Raw genomic sequence first — 18,118 nt, 5'->3', positions numbered from 1 at the left:
ATTACTTCAACGCGTAGAGATAAGCGGCGATGTCCCGCGCCTGTTGCTCGGTGATCCTCGTCGACGGCATGGCCGTGTGCCGATTGACTTCCCTCGCCGAGCGTATCCAGCGGACCATGTTCTCCGGATTGTTTGCCAGCAGGCCACCGATAAAGACCCTGTCGGCAAGGCCACCGTCCAGGCGGGGTCCGACCTGGCCTTGCGCACCCGGCACGCCGGGTATCGTATGGCAGCCGGAGCAGCCATTCGCCGTCATGATTGGAATGGCGCGAGCGCCTACGCCCCCGGTCGCTGCATCCGACTCGTGCCGGACGCGCTCGCGCCGGTCGGACCACAAAGTCGCGGCTGCGACAGCCGCGGTCAGCAGCAGGATTGCGGCAAGGGCGCCCCCGATCAGCCTAACCAGGTCGGAACGCATGTGTTGCCTCCCTGGTTGCGCTGCTGCTTATCCAGAGGCCGGCGAGCAGCAAGGCGGCGCCGCCATAGATCAAGCCGGCCGGAACCCACATTACCAATCCGGCGAGCTGCTGGTCCTCGATCGCGGTCAGTCCCCACAATGCCGCGCCGGCGCCATTCTCCGGATACCAGAGTTTGGGCGACATCAGCAGCAGGACACCGAGCAGGCCGGTATGAAGCGAGGTGAAGAAAAGATGCATGACGGAGTTGCCATAGGTCTGCTGCCGACCGGGGCGCGGTAGGAGCGCCCACCAGAACAGCAAGGCTGTGCCGAGGAAGCTCGCATGCTGGGCATAATGAAGAAAGCCCTGCTGGAGCGCTGCCTGGAACAACGCCGGAATGTGCCAGATCCAGATAGCGACGCCGTGAATGATCGTCGCGTTGAGGGGGCGGATCACCAGGGCCCAAACCGATTGCAGCGTCTTTGCGCGCGTGAGCTTGCCCGTTCCGCGGCGAAGTGCGGCCGGCAAGGACCAGAGCAGGACTGCGCCTGGGCAAGCGGCGACAAGGAGGGGCGCCGCCACCGCCATCAGCAGTTCATGCTCGATCATATGGGCGGCAAACACCCGCTCGCCGAGCGCATGGATGGGGCTGACCAGTGCTGCCGTCAGCACGCCCCAACCGGCGGCGAAAAACAACGCCTGCCGCATCCGCTCGGGACGGCCTCGGCTGCTGCGGCGCCACAACCGAGTCGCTCCGATGGTATAAAGGAAGGCAATCGCGGCCAGCGGAAACGTGATGGGAAATGCGAGCGTCCATCCGGCCTCGGGCGCGCCGGCGCCGTAGCAGATCGAGGTCGAGAAGAACGCGTCGAAGCTCATCGCAGGCACTCGTCGAGAATGAGAGCCGCGCTGCCTTGCATGATGATGACGAGGGCAAACAGCAATGCCGCAAGCATGCCGAGATCGGCGACGAACTGCTCGGTGCTGCGCGTGCGCTCAGGCTTGAAGGCGGCGCCGCCCTGCCGCTTCGCCCGCCATGACAAGGCACCGCCGAGCAGCGAAAGCACGGCGAGCACCAGTGCCACGGGAAGCACCACCGGCACCTGGCGGTTGCACTGCCATGGTACGAGTGCGTAGTTCAGCTGCGTCGAGATTGCCCAAGCCATCGGCCCCGACAGAAGACCACCCCAGGACGTTCCCATTTTCAACGCACGCATCAGCCTAGCCTCGGCATCCAGTAGATGAGCAGATAGATCGGGATCCAGGTCAGCACCACGAAATCCCAATAGAAGACATTATCGCCGACATCGCCGAAGCGCCGGCCGCTGTAGCCATGGCGTGTGAACATCAGCACCGTCAAAACGATGGTGTCGCCGACATCGGTGATCAGGTGTGTGGTGTGCAGCCCGAGCAGCACCCAGAGCATCGAGCCATAGGCGTTCGTGTCCCAGTAGATGTTCAGCGCAGGGAATTCGAACCAGCGCACGACAAGCGGGGCCAGACCGAGCAGCGACATCACCACCAGCCCGATCCGGACCGGTACGATCGCGCATTGCTTGGCATGGCCGTGGAGGATGTGATTCGGCACCACGCTGATAATGAACAGGATGGTGACGATCGTTCCGGGCCAATGGTTGGGGTGCGGGGCGCTTAGACGCCAGTTGGGCCACAAAGTGGCGAGATAGAGATAAGCGCCGGCGGCCAACGCAAAGCCCATGCCTTCCAGCGCCATGAAGCCGAGCGTTCCCCACCAAGTCGGGCTGCGCGGACCATGTCCAAAGGTTGGGAGGTCCGAAAGATCCAAGCTGGGACGCTCACTCATCCCTCATCCTCCGGGTCGTCCTTGGGCCAGAACCAGCCGATCAAGGTGATGGCGATCGGCGCGGCGCCCCAGACGATCGCCCAGGGCGTGAAGATCGAATAGACAAACGTACCGCCGACGGCGATTGCCGCCAGCAGCGGCCAGATCGACGGTGTCGCCGATTTCTCGCGAATGTCGGGGTGGGCTTCCGCCACGGTTGAGATCAATAGCTCACGGACATCGACGCGGAGTCCGGTCGCCACAGGCATCGCCTCCCGTTCGGCCCAGAGCGGCTCGACATGTGTGACAATCGGTATCCGCGCGAAATTATAGCTTGGCGGCGGCGAAGACGTCGCCCATTCGAGCGTACCGGCATCCCAGGGATTGTTTCCGGCCAGCGCGCCCTTCAACGCGCCGTGTACAAGATTGAAAGTGAACAGTACGAAGCTGAGGAAAAAGAGCACCGCGCCAGCGCTGATGAACAGGTTGATGTTGCCCCAGCCAAGCTCGGCCGGATAGGTGTAGACCCTTCGTGGCATGCCCCAGAGCCCGACGAGATGCATTGGAAAAAAAGCCGCGTTGAAGCCGATGAAAGCCAGCCAGAAATGCCAGCGCCCGAGACGCTCGCTCATCATGCGGCCGCTGATCTTGGGGAACCAGAAATAGGCCGCGCCCAGCAGCGGGAAGACCGAACCGCCGATCAGCACGTAATGGAAATGGGCGACGACGAAATAAGTGTCGTGCACCTGGAGGTCCAGCGGCACCGAAGCGAGCATGACGCCGGTGAGGCCGCCGATGACGAAGATGAAAAAGAAGCCGAACACGAACAGCAGCGGCGTGCGGATCACCGGCCTGCCGTCCCACAAGGTCGCCAGCCAGCAGAAGATCTGAACGCCATTGGGGATGGCGATCAGCATGCTCGACGCGGTGAAGAAGCTGGCGCCGAGCTTGGGTAGCCCCGTCGCGAACATGTGATGGACCCAGAGGCCGAACGAAAGGAAACCGACGGCGATCAGCGACAAGACCAGCCCGAGATGCCCGAACACGGGACGCCGGGCGAAGACCGGGATGATCGCGGAGACCATGCCCGTCGCCGGCAGGAAGATGATGTAGACCTCGGGATGGCCAAAGAACCAGAACAGATGCTGGAAGAGCAGTGCGTCGCCGCCCTCGGCGGGGTTGAAGATATGTGTGCCGACCAGCCGGTCGAGGATCAGGAAGGTCGAGGTGATCATCACCGCGGGCATGGCGAAGACGACGACGAAGGAGGTAACCAGCATTGCCCAGACGTAGAGCGGAATCCTGTCCAGCGACATGCCGGGGGCTCGCTGCTTGAACACGGTGACGATGGTTGCCACCGCGACCGCCAGCGAGGATACTTCTGTATAAGTGATCATCTGGGCCCAGACGTCGGCCCGCTTGCCCGGCGCGAATTCGGGGCCTGACAGCGGCACATAAGCAAACCAGCCGACGTCGGGCGCCATGTTGAGCGCGAAAGACACCCAGGCAAATATACCGCCCGAAACATAGATCCAGTAGCTGAACGCGTTCAGGCGGGGAAAGGCGATGTTGCGGCTGCCGACCATCAGCGGGACGAGATAGATGCCTGTCGCCTGCACGATGGGCACGGCGAACAGGAACATCATGGTCACACCATGCATCGTGAACAGCTGGTTGTAGAGGTCCGGGCCGATCAGACCGCGCTGCGGCCCTGAGAGCTGGATGCGCATGGCGACAGCGTTGAGCCCGCCCAGGCACAGAAACACGAAGGCGGTGATCAGATAGCGCCGTGCGACGACCTTGTGGTCGACGCTCGACAGCGCGCCGATGATGCCGGGGGGCGTGCGCCATGTCCGCGCCAGCCAGCGATCCAGGCTGGCATCGTCCATGCCGGTGTCGCGCGGTCCGTCATGCTCGGGTGCGACGTCGCCTGTGGCGGGCGTTTCGCGCGGCAGGTCGCGTTCGCTTGTGAGGTCCGCGCTGCTCATTTAAGCGCCTCGAGGTAGGCGACCATGGCGTTGAGTTCGTCGCCGCTGAGCTCCACCACCGGCATGTGGGATCCGGGCTTGATGCCCTGTGGGTCGGCTATCCAGGCGGCGAGATTGCCGCGGCTCATCGTCAATGTCCCGGCGGCAAGCGTCTGCCGGCTGGCTATATGGGTGAGGTCAGGGGCGACCGTTCCTCCGGCAGGCGTGCCGCCTATTCTGTGACACATCACGCAAGGGCGCTTCAGAAACAGATCCTGGCCGGCCTTGGCCTCGTCCCCCGTCGGAGTAGCTGCCGGCTGCAACTGGTCGTTCCACCAGGCGTCGAACTTCGCACGCGGCTCGGCGATGATGAAGGTGCCCATGTTTGCGTGCTGCGCCCCGCAGAACTCGGCGCATTGACCTCGGTAAACACCAGGCTTGTCTGCCTTGAGGTCGAGCACGTTCATGTGGCCGGGAATGAGGTCGAGCTTGCCCGAAAGGCTCGGAATCCAGAAGGAATGGATGACGTCGGTCGAGGTCAGAAGAAGCTTCACCGGCTCCCCGGCGGGGATATGGATCTCGTTCGCCGTGGTCAGGATCCGGCTTGGCGTGGCATCCTCATAGCGCACCTCCCACCACCATTGATGGCCGGTGACCCGAATGGTCAGTGCGGCATCCGAGCCGATCGCGGCGAGCGTCCTGTTGGCGAAGAAGCTCAGCAAGGTCAGTCCGATCAGGACAATGGCGGTCAACCCGACGGCGGTCATCACCGCGCGCAGCTTCCGGTCGTCGGCGCCGGCCTTGATCGCGAGCGGCTCCGCCTGCGCGCGCGACCGCATCATCAAGGGTACGACGAGGGCGATCATCACCAGCACCCACACCACGGCGCAGAGCGCGGTGAAGAACCAGATCAGCCATGCCAGTTCGCTCGCCGCGGGACCTTTCGGGTCGAGGGCGGATTGCCAGCCCGCGCATCCCTGGAGCAACAGAGCGCCGGTGGTGGCGAACGCCATCGAGACGAGACGTTTCACGGCGACTTCCCCAGCGTGGCCGCGTCGGGCATGCGGTTTTCCGACGGATGCGCCATCATGTCGTCATTGCGTTGCGGCGCGGCGGAAGACGGCGCGTTGCCGCTCAGCGAGCGCACGAAAGCCGCAAGCTCCCAGATCTGGTCGTCGGGAATCTTGTCGCGGAAGCTCGGCATGCCGTTTGGCCGACCGTCGCGGATCGTGGCATGGATGCTTTCGATCGAGCTGCCATAGAGCCACTTCTGGTCCATCAGGGCCGGCCCCATGCCGCCGCCGCCATTGGCGTGGCATCCCGAACAGTTGAACCAGCCGAAAAGCCGTTTCCCTTCGCTCATATGGAAGGCGTTGGCCTCGAAGCTCGCCGCCTTGTTATCGCTGGCGGGGGGGCGCTGTCCGCCGGGCTCCAGCGTGGTCACAGGCGTCGGCTGCTCGCCCGATCCGAGCGCCGATTGCGGGCGCGTGTCACGGTCCTCGCGCTGGCAGGCAGCGAGCGCCAGGACTGGAAACAGGAGCATGGCCACAACGGCTCTCATCGCACCGGGCTCCCCGAGGCATCGAGGCGCGGCACGCCGTACTGTGACAGCAAGGCATCTATCTCGACCTTGTGCCTGGAGAGGGCGCCATTGACATCGCCGCGCAGCGCATCGTCTTCGCGGCGGACGCCCATCGAGATGTCGTAGATCATCGGCAGTTGCGGTCCGTCGATGCGGGGCGCAACCGGCGTGATGCGGAGCGGCACCTTCTGCCTGGCGGCGAAGTAGCCGGCGAGGGGGCCCCAGACCACGGCAAGGTCGATCTCGCCACTCGCCACCGCTTCGACGATGCGCGCCGGCGGGTTGGGGGCGGAATAGTCGCCATAGACCGGATAGCCAACGAGGTGCCCGACGATACCGCGGCGGCCAAGCGCCTGGACCGGAGGCGAATTGGCGCCATCGTCGCCGATGAGCTGAACACCGATCCGCATGTCGCGCAGCCGCGGATCATTGAACGATGCTACGTCGGGGCCGTCCCTGCGGGTGACGAAGACATAGGACGATCGGTAGTAGGGCGTGGTGGTGCGCAGCATTTCGAGGTTGCTCGGCGTGCCCGGCACGAGATCGCACAGGCCCGCCTTCAGCGTATTGCGGATGAAGCCGCGACGCTGCGCCCACCAGGTATAGGTCAGCTTGGCGCCGAGATCGGACGCAACGATTTCTGCGATCCTGTTCTCGAAGCCCTGACCTGCCGCGTTGGAGAACGGCAGGTTGTTCGGATCGGCGCAGACCCTCAGCTCACGTGCGTCGGCTGTGGCCGTCAAGAACACGAAGGCAATCGCGGCCATGCCGATCGCCAGCCGTTGACACCCCTTTCGCGCCGGACCTACGGTCAAGTACAATCCATCAAGGCAGCCGGAACACATAAAGCGTGCCTCCCGAGGTTGTCGCGTTCTTCAGATCCTTCATGGCATTGACGAAACCGAGCGCGGCGGTGGCGTCACGCGGGTCAAGATCGCCCGATACAATGGCGCCGGCCCAGCCGCCGACGCCTGAGAGGATGGCGACATATTGGTGCCCGTCGGGACCGCGATAGGTGATGGGCTGGCCGATGATCCCGGACGAGGTCTTGAACTGCCAAAGCAGGTCTCCGGTCTTGGCGCTGACCGCCTTGAACCAGCCTTCCATCGTGCCATAGAAGACAACGTCGCCGGCGGTCACCACCGCGCCGCTCCACACCGGGAAATTCTCCTTGAGGCTCCAGGCGGGTTTCTCCGCGGCGATGTCCCAGGCGGTGAAGGCGCCGCGATTACCGCCAGGCCCTGGTATCATGCGGACGTTCATGCCCACATAGGGCGTGCCGGCGATGTAGTTCACCTCGACGCCTTCTTCATCCATGCACAGATTGTTGTGCGGGATGTAGAGCAGGCCGGTCTTCGGCGAGAACGCGGAAGGCTGCCAGTCCTTGAGGCCCGACGCCGTCGGACAGATATCGCGAACGACCTTGCCGGTGCCGGTCTTCTTGTCCGGGTTTACGATCAGCCGACCGGTTTTCAGATCCACACCTTTGCTGGAGTTGACCGGACCAAACGGTTTTGCCGACAGCACCTCGCCGGTTGTCCGGTCGAGGATGTAGAGATAGCCGTTGCGCTCCGGCCGGATCAGCACCTTGCGCGGCTTGCCCTGCCAGGTCATGTCGAGCAGGATCTGCTCGTTGATGCCGTCATAATCGTGGAGGTCATGCGGGCTCCACTGATAGAACCATTTCGCCGCGCCGGTGTCGGGATCGCGCGCGAAAATGCCAGACGTCCACTTGTTGTCGCCCGGCCGCAAATCCGGATTCCATGGTCCGGGATTGCCGGTGCCGTGGAAGATCAAGTTCAGATCGGGATCATAGGAAATCCAGCCCCACATGTTGCCGCCGCCGATCTTCCAGGCTTCCGGCGGCCACGTTGTGACGCCAAGATCCTTGCCTTTGTCCATGTCGTAGTGCGGCTTGAAGTCCGATCCGATCAGCACGTCCTTGTCCGGCCCGGTGCTATAGGCGATCCAGACGACATGACCGTCGCCGGCGTCGAGCGCCTTTACCCAGCCGCGAACGCCCATCTCGCCGCCGGAATTGCCGACCAGCACTTTGCCCTTCACCACAAGCGGCGCCATGGTGATGGTCTCGCCGATGTTGATGTTGCCGACATGAGTGTTCCAGATCGGCTTGCCCGTGTTCGCATCAAGGGCAATCGTGTGGCCGTCCAGCGTATTGAAAAAGATTCGCCCGTCGGCGAATGCCACCCCTCGGTTGACGACGTCGCAGCAGGCCACCCCCTGTGCCGCCGGCTCGGGATTGGGTTCGTACTTCCACTTCATCGGGGCGCCGGGCTTGGAGAGATCGAGCGCATAGACGAAGTTGGGAAAGGGCGTCACGATATACATGTTGTTGCCGACGACCAGCGGCGCTGCTTCCTGGCCCTTGTTCACGCCTGTCGAGAACGTGAACGCGACTTGCAGGTTCTTGACGTTGCCTTCATTGATCTCGGAGAGTTCGCTGAAGCGCGTCGACGCGTAGTTCTTGGCCGGCATCGTCCATTGGCCGTCATCGGGTGGCGAAGCTGCGGCTGGCGGTACGATCGCTGGTGTTTTAGGAGGCTCGGACGCAGCGCCCAGAAGCAGCTGGCAGGCGAGCAGCGTCACCAGAAGGATAGCGCCAAAGGAATTCCCGGCTGCCAATTTGCGGGTACGTCGTTCTACGTCAACGCGCGTTAATGCCAACTGCGGCATAGCTTTCATTTATTGATCGAGCCTCCCACGCCGGCGCCGAGTTCGGCCGCGATGTCGGCCTCCGTTCCGGCACAAAGCGGATGGCCCCAGCCCGAAGCGCTTTTGCCGCCGGGGTCCAGATCGTAGACAATGGCATCCTTGCGATTTGGATTGACGCCTGCCGGGACCTTGTCGAAGCCGAGCGCCGCGCGGATACGCCAGGCGACATTGTGATCGGCGCATGAGGAATCGCCTGAAACGCCGAGGCCGCCGACAATGCTCTTGCCGTCGTAGAGGGCAAGCCCGCCGCCAAACACCACGACGCCTCCGATCGGCTTGCCGACGAGCGGGTCGCCGGCGCTTCCGAACGTTTTGGGATCGCCCGTATAGGCCGCGGCCTGGTTGACGGGATTGGTCTCCTGCAGGCCAAATAGCGGCCCGCCCGGCTGCACCCCCGCATAGAGATTGGCCGTAGAGAGGGCCATCTGAGCCAGGCTGAGACCGTTGGCCGTGTTGGCTTTCTCCGCTGCTATGAGCCGACTTCCCGGCCATTGCGAGTCGGGGGTGGGGCCGCTGAACGCAATCGCGCAGACAGTGCCGTCACGGGCAACGATGGCTGCCCATTCGTTGGTTTCAAAGCCGCCATTGGCTGGTCCGCCGCTTGCCTTCACGTTGGCTTTGAGGGCTGCAAGCAGCTTATCGTGATCGGCCGGACAGGGCTCCTGCGCCATGGCATCGTGCCCGTGGAACAGGCCACCCATCAGCAACAGCAGGCCAAAAAGAGGTACGAAAAGCTGCGAGCGATACATTGTCCTGGCATTCATTTACATAACAAGGACCACCCCGGCAGACCGCAGAATGCGAGGATACGTCCAGTGCGTCAGTGCCTAACTCGCGTAATGCTTCTATGTTCCTGCTTTGCATAAAATTCGTGCAGTTGGATTTGGGTGCAGGTGTTCAATCAAAGCATGGGACCTGGATACCCGTGGCCACAGGCCAAGCGGTGAGGCAACGCGGCTGATCCAGGAAAATGCGATCGGGATGGCGCAGACGCACCCGCCCTGACAAACGCTGTTGCCTTGTCACGGCGTTCGACGATGGATGATCTCTTCAATAAGTTTCGCGTCGGCTTCGTACTCCGCGGCCCGCGCAGCCATTTGGCTGGCCAGGCTGTGTCTTTCCCGCGCGGCTTCGCGTTTTGCCGTACGTTTCGCCAACTCAGCCCGCTGCTGGTGCGCTCTTAAAAGGCTCCAAAGAGCCTGTTCCGCATCGTCAGCCTGGGCCTGCATCAAAACGTCTGCCCCGAACGCATGTCCGGTGTGGCAGCGGTAACGGGTAATCGGCCCGTCTTCTATCTCCCATAGGGGGCCATGACATTCGGGGCAGACAAATGTCGAGGGGGCGCCAAGCTGGCCTTCGGTCAGTTCCATTGTGCTGTGCTCCTGAGCTGCAATCGCTGCCTCAAGGCGGATGCCGGACGGGATTTCTGGTGTCGGTCCTGCGATTTCGGAAGCAAGCCTGTGCAACAGGCCAGCCATTTCGGACAGAGGGACGCAATGGTCGATTTCCACATTCTGCAAGGCGCTCAGCGGCATGTCGGGTACTGCAGCGTCGCCGGGGTCCTGGACTACGCTGACGCCTCCGCACATCTTGATTGCGTGCAGGCCGGCGGTGCCGTCGGAGAGGCTGCCTGTGAGCACGACGCCGATCACGCTGCCGCCAAAGCTGCAGGCCGCCGATCGAAACAGGGGGTCGATGGCGGGGCGCGCCAGGTTCTCGCGCGGCCCGCGCCGCAGCAGCATATGATCGTCATGTAACAGAAGGTGAGCTCCGGGCGGTGCAACGAAGATGTGCCCGTTTTTAACCTTCATGCCGTTGGAGGCATTTGCAACGGGCATGTTGGCAGCGCGACCGAGAATGTCGCCGAGGTAACTCGTGGGACCAACGTGCTGTACGACGAGGAGAGCCGCCGGGATGTCCGGCGAAAGATCGCGGACAAGTCTCTTCAGCGCGTCGACGCCGCCGGCCGATGCTCCGATTGTCACGATGCACCGGTTCTCGCAACCGTCGGGACGGACCTTGTCCGGCTGGCCCGCACGCTCCGAATCTGATCGTGGTGCGGCGGTGGCCATGGTTGCTTCACCCACATTCAGCACAGATGTCGATGCGAGCGCTCCGGCCAGCCCGTTGCTGGTCGGGCGCCCTGCCTTCGTCGGTGTTAGCTTCCGGCCGTATCGCGGAACATAGATGCCCGCGTCGGCTCTGTACTAACGCCTACGTGCGCGTTTGACAGCAGCCTCTGCCACGGCCGGGGCCTCCTGAATGCTTGCCGCGCCGCCGAAATCGGCGTTCTTGGTACGGCCAGCTCCCGGGCCTGCTCCTAGATCAGCGCCTGTTGTCGGATCGGAAGCCGGATCGGAAAGCGTACGGTCGGCCATCCTGGCCACCACCTTCATGTCTTTGGCCCCCAGCTTGACAGTTGCCAGGCCGTCTCCGCCGTCGACGGGCATCACCTCTTCAAGGTCATCGATCCGATCCCACTCTTCGCCGGAATTCCATGGGCCAGCGACATCGCCGTCGCCTTGAGAGGTGTTGACATACATGCTGGCGTACTTCTCTACGCCTGGGAGCTTGCCGGAAGGGAAATTGTTTTCGATCGCGTAGAGTGCTTTCTCAAACGACTTCTGGTGCGCGATCTCGCGGGTCATCAGGAAGCCGAGCGCGTCCTTGATTCCCGGGTCGTCGGTGATGTTGATGAGGCGTTCGTAAACGATCTTGGCGCGGGCTTCGGCGGCGATATTCGACCGCAAATCCACCGTAGGTTCACCGCGCGAGTCGACATAGGCCGCGGTCCAGGGAACGCCGGCTGAGTCGCACAGCGCGGGAGCGCCGCCGAACAGAATTGATTCCTTGGCTGTTGTGCCGCTGGCGCCGATCATCAGGTAAAGGTCGGCTTCCTTCATTTGGCCCTCGGCCAGCTGTGCCTTGAGCCCCTTGTTGAGCATGGTGACGATTGATCCCACCACTTCGAGATGGCTGAGTTCTTCGGTCGCAATATCGAGCAACATGTCACGACGGCCAAGATCGTCCTCGCCAAGCCCTTGCGTGAAATAGCGCATGGCCGCTGCAAGCTCGCCATCGGCGCCGCCGAACTGTTCCATGATCATGCAGGCCAGGCGAGGATTCGGCTCCGAGACGCGAACGGTGTATTGCAGGCGCTTGTTGTGCATGAACATGGACATCTCTCCGGTTAGATCATCCGAACATCCCCGCAAGATGATTGTTCCATCCGGCCATCGGCCAGCGAGCATTTTTACGGCAGCTTCAGTGTTGAGCATCGCAGGGAGCCAGAGGCGGCATTTATTTCTCCGACCGGTGACCGGCGGCAACGAGATTTCGATCGTGCTGCGCCATCACGGCAATGAGCAAGGCCGCGGATGGGCAAGAGGTAGACAAAATCTGGAGGGATACTGGCTCGGAAAAGTGAAGCCGGGCCATATTAATACGATGTCGGTGTCGACACCTTCGGCCCGTTTCGCCGCACACCTTACGCGGCAAACGCCGGGTTCGGTCACACGGCGAGCGTCGCGGGCTGTTGCCCGTTCACTTTCGATCCAGCACCTTCCGGACTTTCTCTGCCAATTCGTCGATCGTGTAGGGCTTTGTCAAAAGTTCGGTTCCGAAATCGAGCGTGCCGTTGTGGACAATCGCATTTCGTGTGTAGCCGGTGGTGTAGAGCACTTTTAGCGACGGGTGCATTGTCTTGACCTGATCCACCAGCTCCCGGCCCGACATCTCCGGCATCACCACGTCGGTGAACAGAAGCGACGGCACTTGCCCGCTTTCGACGGCCACCAGCGCTTCGCGTGGACCTTGCATTTCCAGCACGGAGTAGCCCAGTTCCCGCAGCGCTTCCGCGGCCATCAGCCGGACGCGATCTTCATCCTCGACAACCATGATGATCTCGTCTGCACAGCCGGGGTGCTCGCCTGCCACGACGTCGATTTGGCTGTCGAGCACGCCATGGTGCGAGCGCGGCAAATATATTTTCAAGCTGGTTCCGATGCCCTGCTCGGAATAGATCTTCACACTGCCGCCGGACTGGCGAACAAACCCATAGACTTGGCTGAGTCCCAGCCCGGTGCCTTTGCCGACCCCCTTGGTGGTGAAGAACGGATCGAAGGCTCTTGCGACAACATCAGCAGTCATGCCCGTTCCTGTATCGGTGACCGCTATCATCACATACTGGCCGGAGGGGATCGCGTTCTCCCTGGCATAGCGATCGTCGACGTGGGCGTTTGATGTCTCGATCGTCAGCTTGCCGCCAGCAGGCATGGCATCCCTTGCGTTGACGCAAAGGTTGAGCAGCGCGCTTTCCAATTGCCCTGCGTCGGCCTCGACATGCCATAGGCCCGCGGCGAGCACGGTCTCGATCTGGATGGTCTCGCCAAGCGTCCGGTTCAGCAATTCGCTCATACCGGAGACGAGGCGATTTGGATTCAGCCGCTTCGGCGCCAGTGGTTGCTGGCGGGAAAAGGCGAGCAGTCGCCTGGTAAGTTCTGCGGCACGTTGTGCTCCATCGATCGCGCCGGTTACGAATTGGTGGACGTTGGTATCGCCGTTTCTGAGCTTGCGCTGCACAAGGTTCAGGCCGCCGATGATGACGGCCAGCATATTGTTGAAGTCATGCGCGATGCCACCGGTGAGCTGTCCGACAGCTTCCATCTTCTGGGCTTGGCGCAGGTGCTCTTCTGCTCTGGTACGTTCGGCAACTTCGTCTCTGACACGTTGTTCGAGCGTGCCGTTGAGTGTCTGCAGCGCCTTGAACAGTCGGGAGTTGTCGATGGCCGTCGCGGCATGGCCGGCAAGCCCCAGCAAGGCCGCTTCTTGCTGTTCGGCGAACACGCCGGTCTCTGAATGACCAAGGAAGAGGCCGCCCAGGACCTCGCCCGAACGCGAGACGACCGGCACGGCGAGATAGGAACGCACCGGTAGATGGCCCTCCGGCATTCCCTTGCGGGGCCAGTTCTTGCCGTAGCGCGGATCGGTGAGGATATCGTCGGAACGCACCACGCTTGTTCCGCGGAAAGTGGGCTCGAACACCGCGGTGTTGCGCGGCATCGGAAAGTTTTCGAAAGCAGAACGAGGTGCCCCCGACAGGGCGTAGAGCACATAGCTGTCGCCCTTGTCGTCGATCACATTGTAGAAGAAAGCTCCAAATTGTGCGCCCGACAGCACCACGCCGGCATCGGTTACCGTCTGGACAATTCGCTCTACGTCAAGCTCGGCCGCCACGGCTGCCGCAGTGGCGTTCATCAACTGAAGCTGATGCTCCACCCGCTTTCGCGCGGTGACGTCGACCACGGTGCCGATGAAGCGGATCGCACGGCCGGACTGGAAAAGCGCTTCCCCCGTTGCGGCAATCCAGCGCTCCTTGCCATCCCGAAGGCCGATCGTCCGGTATTCGATGTCGTAGCGGGAGGGGGTGCCCGGCGCGAGCGACTGGCGTACGGCCTCGTCGGCCCGTGCGCGATCTTCCGGGTGGAGGCCCGCCAGGAAGGCGCTTTCATATGTCACCTCCGCGTCCGGCGGCAAACCAAAAAGGGCTTTGCACCGGTCGTCCCAACGCAGCACTCCGCTGATGGGATCGTAATCCCAGGTGCCAATAGCGGCCGCGTCGGTGGCAAGCCTCAGCCGCTCCTCGCTCGCCCGTGCCGCCTGCTCCGAGCGAACGCGCTCGATGTGAGCCCAGGACCGCTCCGTCACCTCGGTCAGCAAGGACAGTTCGCGTTGGGACCAGACGCGGCGCTGCTTGTCGTGGATGGCCATCAGGGCAGTCAGTCGGCCTTGTTTGACCAAAGGCATACAGATGGTTGCCGTTATCCCGATATCCTGAAAGGTCTTCGCTTCCTCGGGAGCAATTTCCTCAAGGTTGTTGTTGATGATAAGCGGCTTGTTGGCGCTGAGATTGGTGACAGCCAGGCGACCGAAATCGGCAAGACTGTAATATCCCCTGATGCTGGGCGAGCCAGGTGCGCTCCAATCGCCGCGGATGGTGAAATGGTCTTGGTCCTGCTCCATGTCGGCATAGGCGCAAATCGAGACGCCAAGATGTTCGCCGAGGAGCCGAGTGGTGATCTGCATGACAGCATCGGCGTCGGCCGCGAGGGCTATCTCCCTGCCGAGGCGGTCGAGAAAAGCAAGGCGTTCGGCGTTCTCACGCAGGGCCAGTTCGGCGCGAAGGCGTTCTATCGCCGTACGCGTCCGGTCCGCGACTGCCGAAATGAGGGCTACTTCCTCCGTCGCCCAGCGTCTGGGCGCGGAGTGGTTCAGGTATAACAGCGCCACCAGCCCGCCATGCTCGGTGACGGGCATGTTGATGACGGATTGGGCGCTGATGGCTTTGAGTGCCTCCGCATGGCCGCTGGTTCGCGGATCTGTCTCGGCGTTTTCAAAGACAACGGTTTCGCCTCGCTTCAAATCCTCGATATACGAGCCGTAGTTCCTGAAATTCAGCGTCCCAGCCAGGCTTTTGATGCCTGGCGCGTTCCAGTCCCTGTCGATGGTGATCGTTTCTTTCTCTAGATCGATCGTGCCGTATCCGGCTCGGCTGATGCCAAAATGGTTCCCCAGCAGTTCCGCGGCTGCGTAGGCCAGTTCTGCGGGATCCGTAATCTCGCGAATACGGTCGCCCAGCGCCGGCAAAAGCTCGAAGCGCTGCAGTTCAGATCGCGGATTGCTTGAAGTGGCCCCCATTTCGCCCCCGTTTTGCCCGGACTTAAATGCAGTCTGCGGCCAAGAGTTCCCCGCAGGACGGCAGTTTCTTTGGCGGGCCGGTCAGCCGAACACGCCGCACCGGTCATAGGTTAATGACAGCTTGGCGCGCTGTGGCGGATAAAGGGGGAAACCAGCGGGCACTTGACGAGCTCCCGCTGGCTGGGTGCCCGAACCGCACTTCACTCGTTTGGAGACGTTTGATGCTTGACCGACCCATTCTTACGAATACGGACGCTCTCTATCCAGACGACCTGAAAACGCTTCGGTCGGTTTTCGACGCGCTGTGTGAGGAATTTGAGATTTCGTCGGACACTACCGCGGCAGAATCCATCGCGAGAGAGCTGGTCAGACTTTTCCAGACCGGGATGACGGAAGCGGCCATGCTGATCATTGCCGTGCGCGCACGTTGGCAGGGTGATTGGAAAATGGGAGGCAGCAGCGCTGCCCAGGCTTAACGGTCCCAACTCCATGGAGAAGGCCTACTTTAGCCGCTTGAGCCGGTTGTACAGCGTTGTCTTGTCTGGCGGAACAAGCTTTCGCCCCGAGAGTTGGGGTCGGCAGATGGTTTCCAACAGGCACGGGCATGGCGTTCGACAGAGATGGACCGAAACTCGCGACCGGGTTGCTCGCGGCCTCGTTGGCGGCGCTGGCGGCATACAATGCCATCCGCGCCAAACGTGCGATTGCCGGCCGGGCATGCGGACGTGTGATGGAGATCGATGGTGTGCGCCTGCATTTTATCGAAGCCGGAACCGGCATGCCGCTGCTTCTCCTGCATGGCAATGGATCCATGGCGGAGGATTTCAAGTCGAGCGGCATCTTCGATGAGGCGGCAAAGACCTATCGGGTGCTTGCATTTGATCGTCCCGGTTTTGGGCGAAGCTCACGGCCGCGCGGCCGGCGTTGGTCCGCTCGCGACCAAGCCGACCTTATACATGCCGCCGCCTGCGGGCTGGGTATAGAGAAATACCTCGTGCTTGGACATTCCTGGGGAGCTTGGATCGCCCTTGAATTGGCGCGCAGGCATTCTCAATCGGTCGCCGGCATCGTGCTGGTCTCGGGCTATTACTATCCGCCGCCGCGGCTGGATCTTGCACTGGCCGCACTCCCTGCACTGCCTGTGATCGGCACCGCGTTTCGTCACACCTTGCTGCCGCCGCTTGTAAGGCTTGCTTGGGATTGGGCAATGGAGAAGATCTTTAAACCCGCCGTCGTCGCCAGCGACTTCGCCGCACTGGCCAAAGATGTCGCCAGCAGCCCCTCCCAACTGCGGGCGGTTTCTCTCGAGACAGCATCGATGCTGGCCGCGTCCCTGTTGGGAAAAGCCAACTATAGGGACATTGCCGTGCCCACCGGCATCATGGCGGGATCCGGGGACCGTTTGTTCGACGCGCAACGCGATGCACGACGCTTGCACGGGGAAGTCGGTGGGTCTCTCCTTGAGGTGGTTCCGGGCGCCGGCCATATGGTTCATCAGAGCGCCCCGCAAGCAGTGGTTGGCATGGTGCACACTATTGCAGGGCGGCACGCCTTGTTCCAAGCGGGCCCTCGGCAGCGACCCAAGTCGCGTGCCGACGAGTTCAAGGCAGATCCGGCCTCGCGGGAGCCAGCGGCGATAAGCGACGCCGCTTGCACGGAATGATCTCCAAACGGGGCTTTCAAATGAGCGACCAACGTCCAGCCGACATGCAGTCGGTGCTCCACCAGAACATACAGGCCCTGGTGGAGCACCGGCGGCAGCAAGAGGAGCACCAAGGCGTTCAAGCGTGGGTCGCCGGCGCTGTTTCGCGCTTCGCGGGAAGCATGACTTTCGTCTATCTGCACCTTGCAATTCTTGTCGTCTGGGTCCTCGCGAACCTTGGCGCGATACCAGCCGTCCCAGCCTGGGACCCGACTTTCGTGATCCTGGCCATGGTCGCCTCGGTTGAGGCAATCTTCCTGTCTACTTTCGTGCTGATCAATCAGAACAGAATGGCCGCACACAGCGAGCGGCGAGCGGAACTGGATTTGCAGATCAGCCTTCTGAACGAACATGAAACCACGCGGCTGATCGAGATGGTGGCTGCCTTGACGGCGCGTCTGAATATCTCGACCCCGGCCGACAAAGAGCTGCCGGAACTCGCCGAGAATGTCGATCCCCAAAAGGTGATGACGCAAATCCAGCAAGCTTCTGAAGATCAGGAGAACGCTTGATCAAAGCGACCTCGCCGGCAACGGTTCAGCGTCGGCTGCAGCCTGTAATCAGCCTCATTGTCCAGGGCTGTCGAAGCAGCTAAGCCGGCGTCGGGGTTCTCCAGGGCGGCTTCCCGACGTCACAAGTCCGCCGCGCAATCGAAGCAGCGTAGAACTTCGATAACCAACAGGCTGCTGCGCGTCAGATGGAACCAAGTTGACGCCGAAATCGTATTAGCGGTGGCGGCTTGGGGAGATTCCGGATGAGCGAAGGTGCTGTTCTGATCGTCGAAGATGAGACAATGATCCTGCTCGACCTCGAGTCAGCTTTGGAGGAGGCCGGCTTCCAGGTGGTCGGCACTCGGAGTGCCGCCGAGGCGCTGGCGGCTTTCGACCCCGATCCGACCAAGTTCAAGGCCGTACTCACGGACATCCGTTTGGGACCAGGACAGTCGGGGTGGGAGGTCGCTCGGCACTTGCGAAGGTCCAACTCTACCATCCCGGTTGTCTATATCAGTGGCGACAGCGCGGTACACTGGGGAGCGGAAGGTGTGCCCAACAGCATAATGATCACCAAGCCCTTTTTTCTGCCGCAGATCATAACTGCCGTTTCTCAACTTTTAAACGCGCAGCAAGGTGCAGAAACTCACCTCTAGGAATCGGACCGCGGCTCCACGAAAACCACGGAACATTCAATCGGCGCTGTCCGGCGTAAAGCGTTCGCGTCTGCTTGGGCCGGCGGCCTCAA

At 62.1% G+C, this 18,118-nt stretch carries 17 protein-coding genes; 4 read left to right on the top strand and 13 right to left on the bottom strand.

Annotated features, from left to right (window positions below):
• Position 1: 1 nt before the first annotated feature.
• From AC3CCE_RS24490 to AC3CCE_RS24430, 13 genes are all read right to left on the bottom strand, one after another.
• Complete coding sequence (locus tag AC3CCE_RS24490; protein WP_023668005.1) at positions 2-418, bottom strand: c-type cytochrome; 417 nt, start codon at positions 416-418, stop codon at positions 2-4.
• Positions 399-1,277 (bottom strand): cytochrome c oxidase assembly protein, encoded by an 879-nt coding sequence (locus tag AC3CCE_RS24485; RefSeq protein ID WP_023668006.1) that lies wholly within the window; start codon positions 1,275-1,277, stop codon positions 399-401. The genes AC3CCE_RS24490 and AC3CCE_RS24485 overlap by 20 nt, the downstream gene beginning before the upstream one ends.
• The gene (locus tag AC3CCE_RS24480) at positions 1,274-1,615 is read right to left on the bottom strand and encodes a hypothetical protein (RefSeq protein ID WP_023681115.1); all 342 of its coding nucleotides are present in this window, start codon (positions 1,613-1,615) and stop codon (positions 1,274-1,276) included. The genes AC3CCE_RS24485 and AC3CCE_RS24480 overlap by 4 nt, the downstream gene beginning before the upstream one ends.
• Positions 1,615-2,220: a cytochrome c oxidase subunit 3 gene (locus AC3CCE_RS24475; RefSeq protein ID WP_023681116.1), complete on the bottom strand. Its 606-nt coding sequence runs from the start codon at positions 2,218-2,220 to the stop codon at positions 1,615-1,617. Before AC3CCE_RS24475 ends, AC3CCE_RS24480 begins: the two co-directional genes overlap by 1 nt.
• A complete protein-coding gene (gene ctaD / locus AC3CCE_RS24470) occupies positions 2,217-4,187 on the bottom strand; it encodes a cytochrome c oxidase subunit I (protein WP_023725519.1) in 1,971 nt (656 codons plus the stop codon). The genes AC3CCE_RS24475 and ctaD overlap by 4 nt, the downstream gene beginning before the upstream one ends.
• Positions 4,184-5,197 carry a cytochrome c oxidase subunit II gene (gene coxB, locus AC3CCE_RS24465; protein ID WP_488377210.1) on the bottom strand — a complete coding sequence of 338 codons (1,014 nt, stop codon included), beginning with the start codon at positions 5,195-5,197 and terminating at the stop codon, positions 4,184-4,186. Before coxB ends, ctaD begins: the two co-directional genes overlap by 4 nt.
• Entirely contained in the window at positions 5,194-5,727 is a 534-nt protein-coding gene (locus tag AC3CCE_RS24460) for a c-type cytochrome (RefSeq protein WP_023756323.1), read from the bottom strand. Before AC3CCE_RS24460 ends, coxB begins: the two co-directional genes overlap by 4 nt.
• Positions 5,724-6,593, bottom strand: coding sequence for a substrate-binding domain-containing protein (locus AC3CCE_RS24455; protein WP_023754469.1), 870 nt, complete (start codon positions 6,591-6,593; stop codon positions 5,724-5,726). Before AC3CCE_RS24455 ends, AC3CCE_RS24460 begins: the two co-directional genes overlap by 4 nt.
• Positions 6,574-8,451, bottom strand: a complete 1,878-nt coding sequence (locus tag AC3CCE_RS24450; RefSeq protein WP_352626578.1) for a methanol/ethanol family PQQ-dependent dehydrogenase — start codon at positions 8,449-8,451, stop codon at positions 6,574-6,576. The genes AC3CCE_RS24455 and AC3CCE_RS24450 overlap by 20 nt, the downstream gene beginning before the upstream one ends.
• Entirely contained in the window at positions 8,448-9,182 is a 735-nt protein-coding gene (locus tag AC3CCE_RS24445) for a heme-binding protein (RefSeq protein ID WP_352626607.1), read from the bottom strand. The genes AC3CCE_RS24450 and AC3CCE_RS24445 overlap by 4 nt, the downstream gene beginning before the upstream one ends.
• A gap of 321 nt (positions 9,183-9,503) precedes the next feature.
• Entirely contained in the window at positions 9,504-10,553 is a 1,050-nt protein-coding gene (locus AC3CCE_RS24440; protein ID WP_023681123.1) for a chemotaxis protein CheB, read from the bottom strand.
• A 135-nt stretch (positions 10,554-10,688) separates the two neighbouring features.
• Entirely contained in the window at positions 10,689-11,657 is a 969-nt protein-coding gene (locus AC3CCE_RS24435; RefSeq protein WP_023681124.1) for a manganese catalase family protein, read from the bottom strand.
• Positions 11,658-12,024: 367 nt separating this feature from the next.
• The gene (locus AC3CCE_RS24430) at positions 12,025-15,177 is read right to left on the bottom strand and encodes a GAF domain-containing protein (protein ID WP_352626581.1); all 3,153 of its coding nucleotides are present in this window, start codon (positions 15,175-15,177) and stop codon (positions 12,025-12,027) included.
• Positions 15,178-15,398: 221 nt separating this feature from the next.
• On the opposite strand from AC3CCE_RS24430, the gene AC3CCE_RS24425 reads away from it, so the two are divergent.
• From AC3CCE_RS24425 to AC3CCE_RS24410, 4 genes are all read left to right on the top strand, one after another.
• Positions 15,399-15,653, top strand: a complete 255-nt coding sequence (locus AC3CCE_RS24425) for a hypothetical protein (RefSeq protein ID WP_023681126.1) — start codon at positions 15,399-15,401, stop codon at positions 15,651-15,653.
• Positions 15,654-15,781: 128 nt separating this feature from the next.
• Complete coding sequence (locus AC3CCE_RS24420; protein WP_352626583.1) at positions 15,782-16,840, top strand: alpha/beta fold hydrolase; 1,059 nt, start codon at positions 15,782-15,784, stop codon at positions 16,838-16,840.
• A gap of 20 nt (positions 16,841-16,860) precedes the next feature.
• Positions 16,861-17,391 carry a DUF1003 domain-containing protein gene (locus AC3CCE_RS24415; RefSeq protein WP_023668020.1) on the top strand — a complete coding sequence of 177 codons (531 nt, stop codon included), beginning with the start codon at positions 16,861-16,863 and terminating at the stop codon, positions 17,389-17,391.
• Positions 17,392-17,633: 242 nt separating this feature from the next.
• Positions 17,634-18,026: a response regulator gene (locus AC3CCE_RS24410; RefSeq protein ID WP_023668021.1), complete on the top strand. Its 393-nt coding sequence runs from the start codon at positions 17,634-17,636 to the stop codon at positions 18,024-18,026.
• The last annotated feature ends 92 nt before the right edge of the window (positions 18,027-18,118 follow it).

This window comes from Mesorhizobium sp. P160187 (genome assembly GCF_057766425.1).
This window is presented reverse-complemented; position numbering and strand designations above follow the sequence as displayed.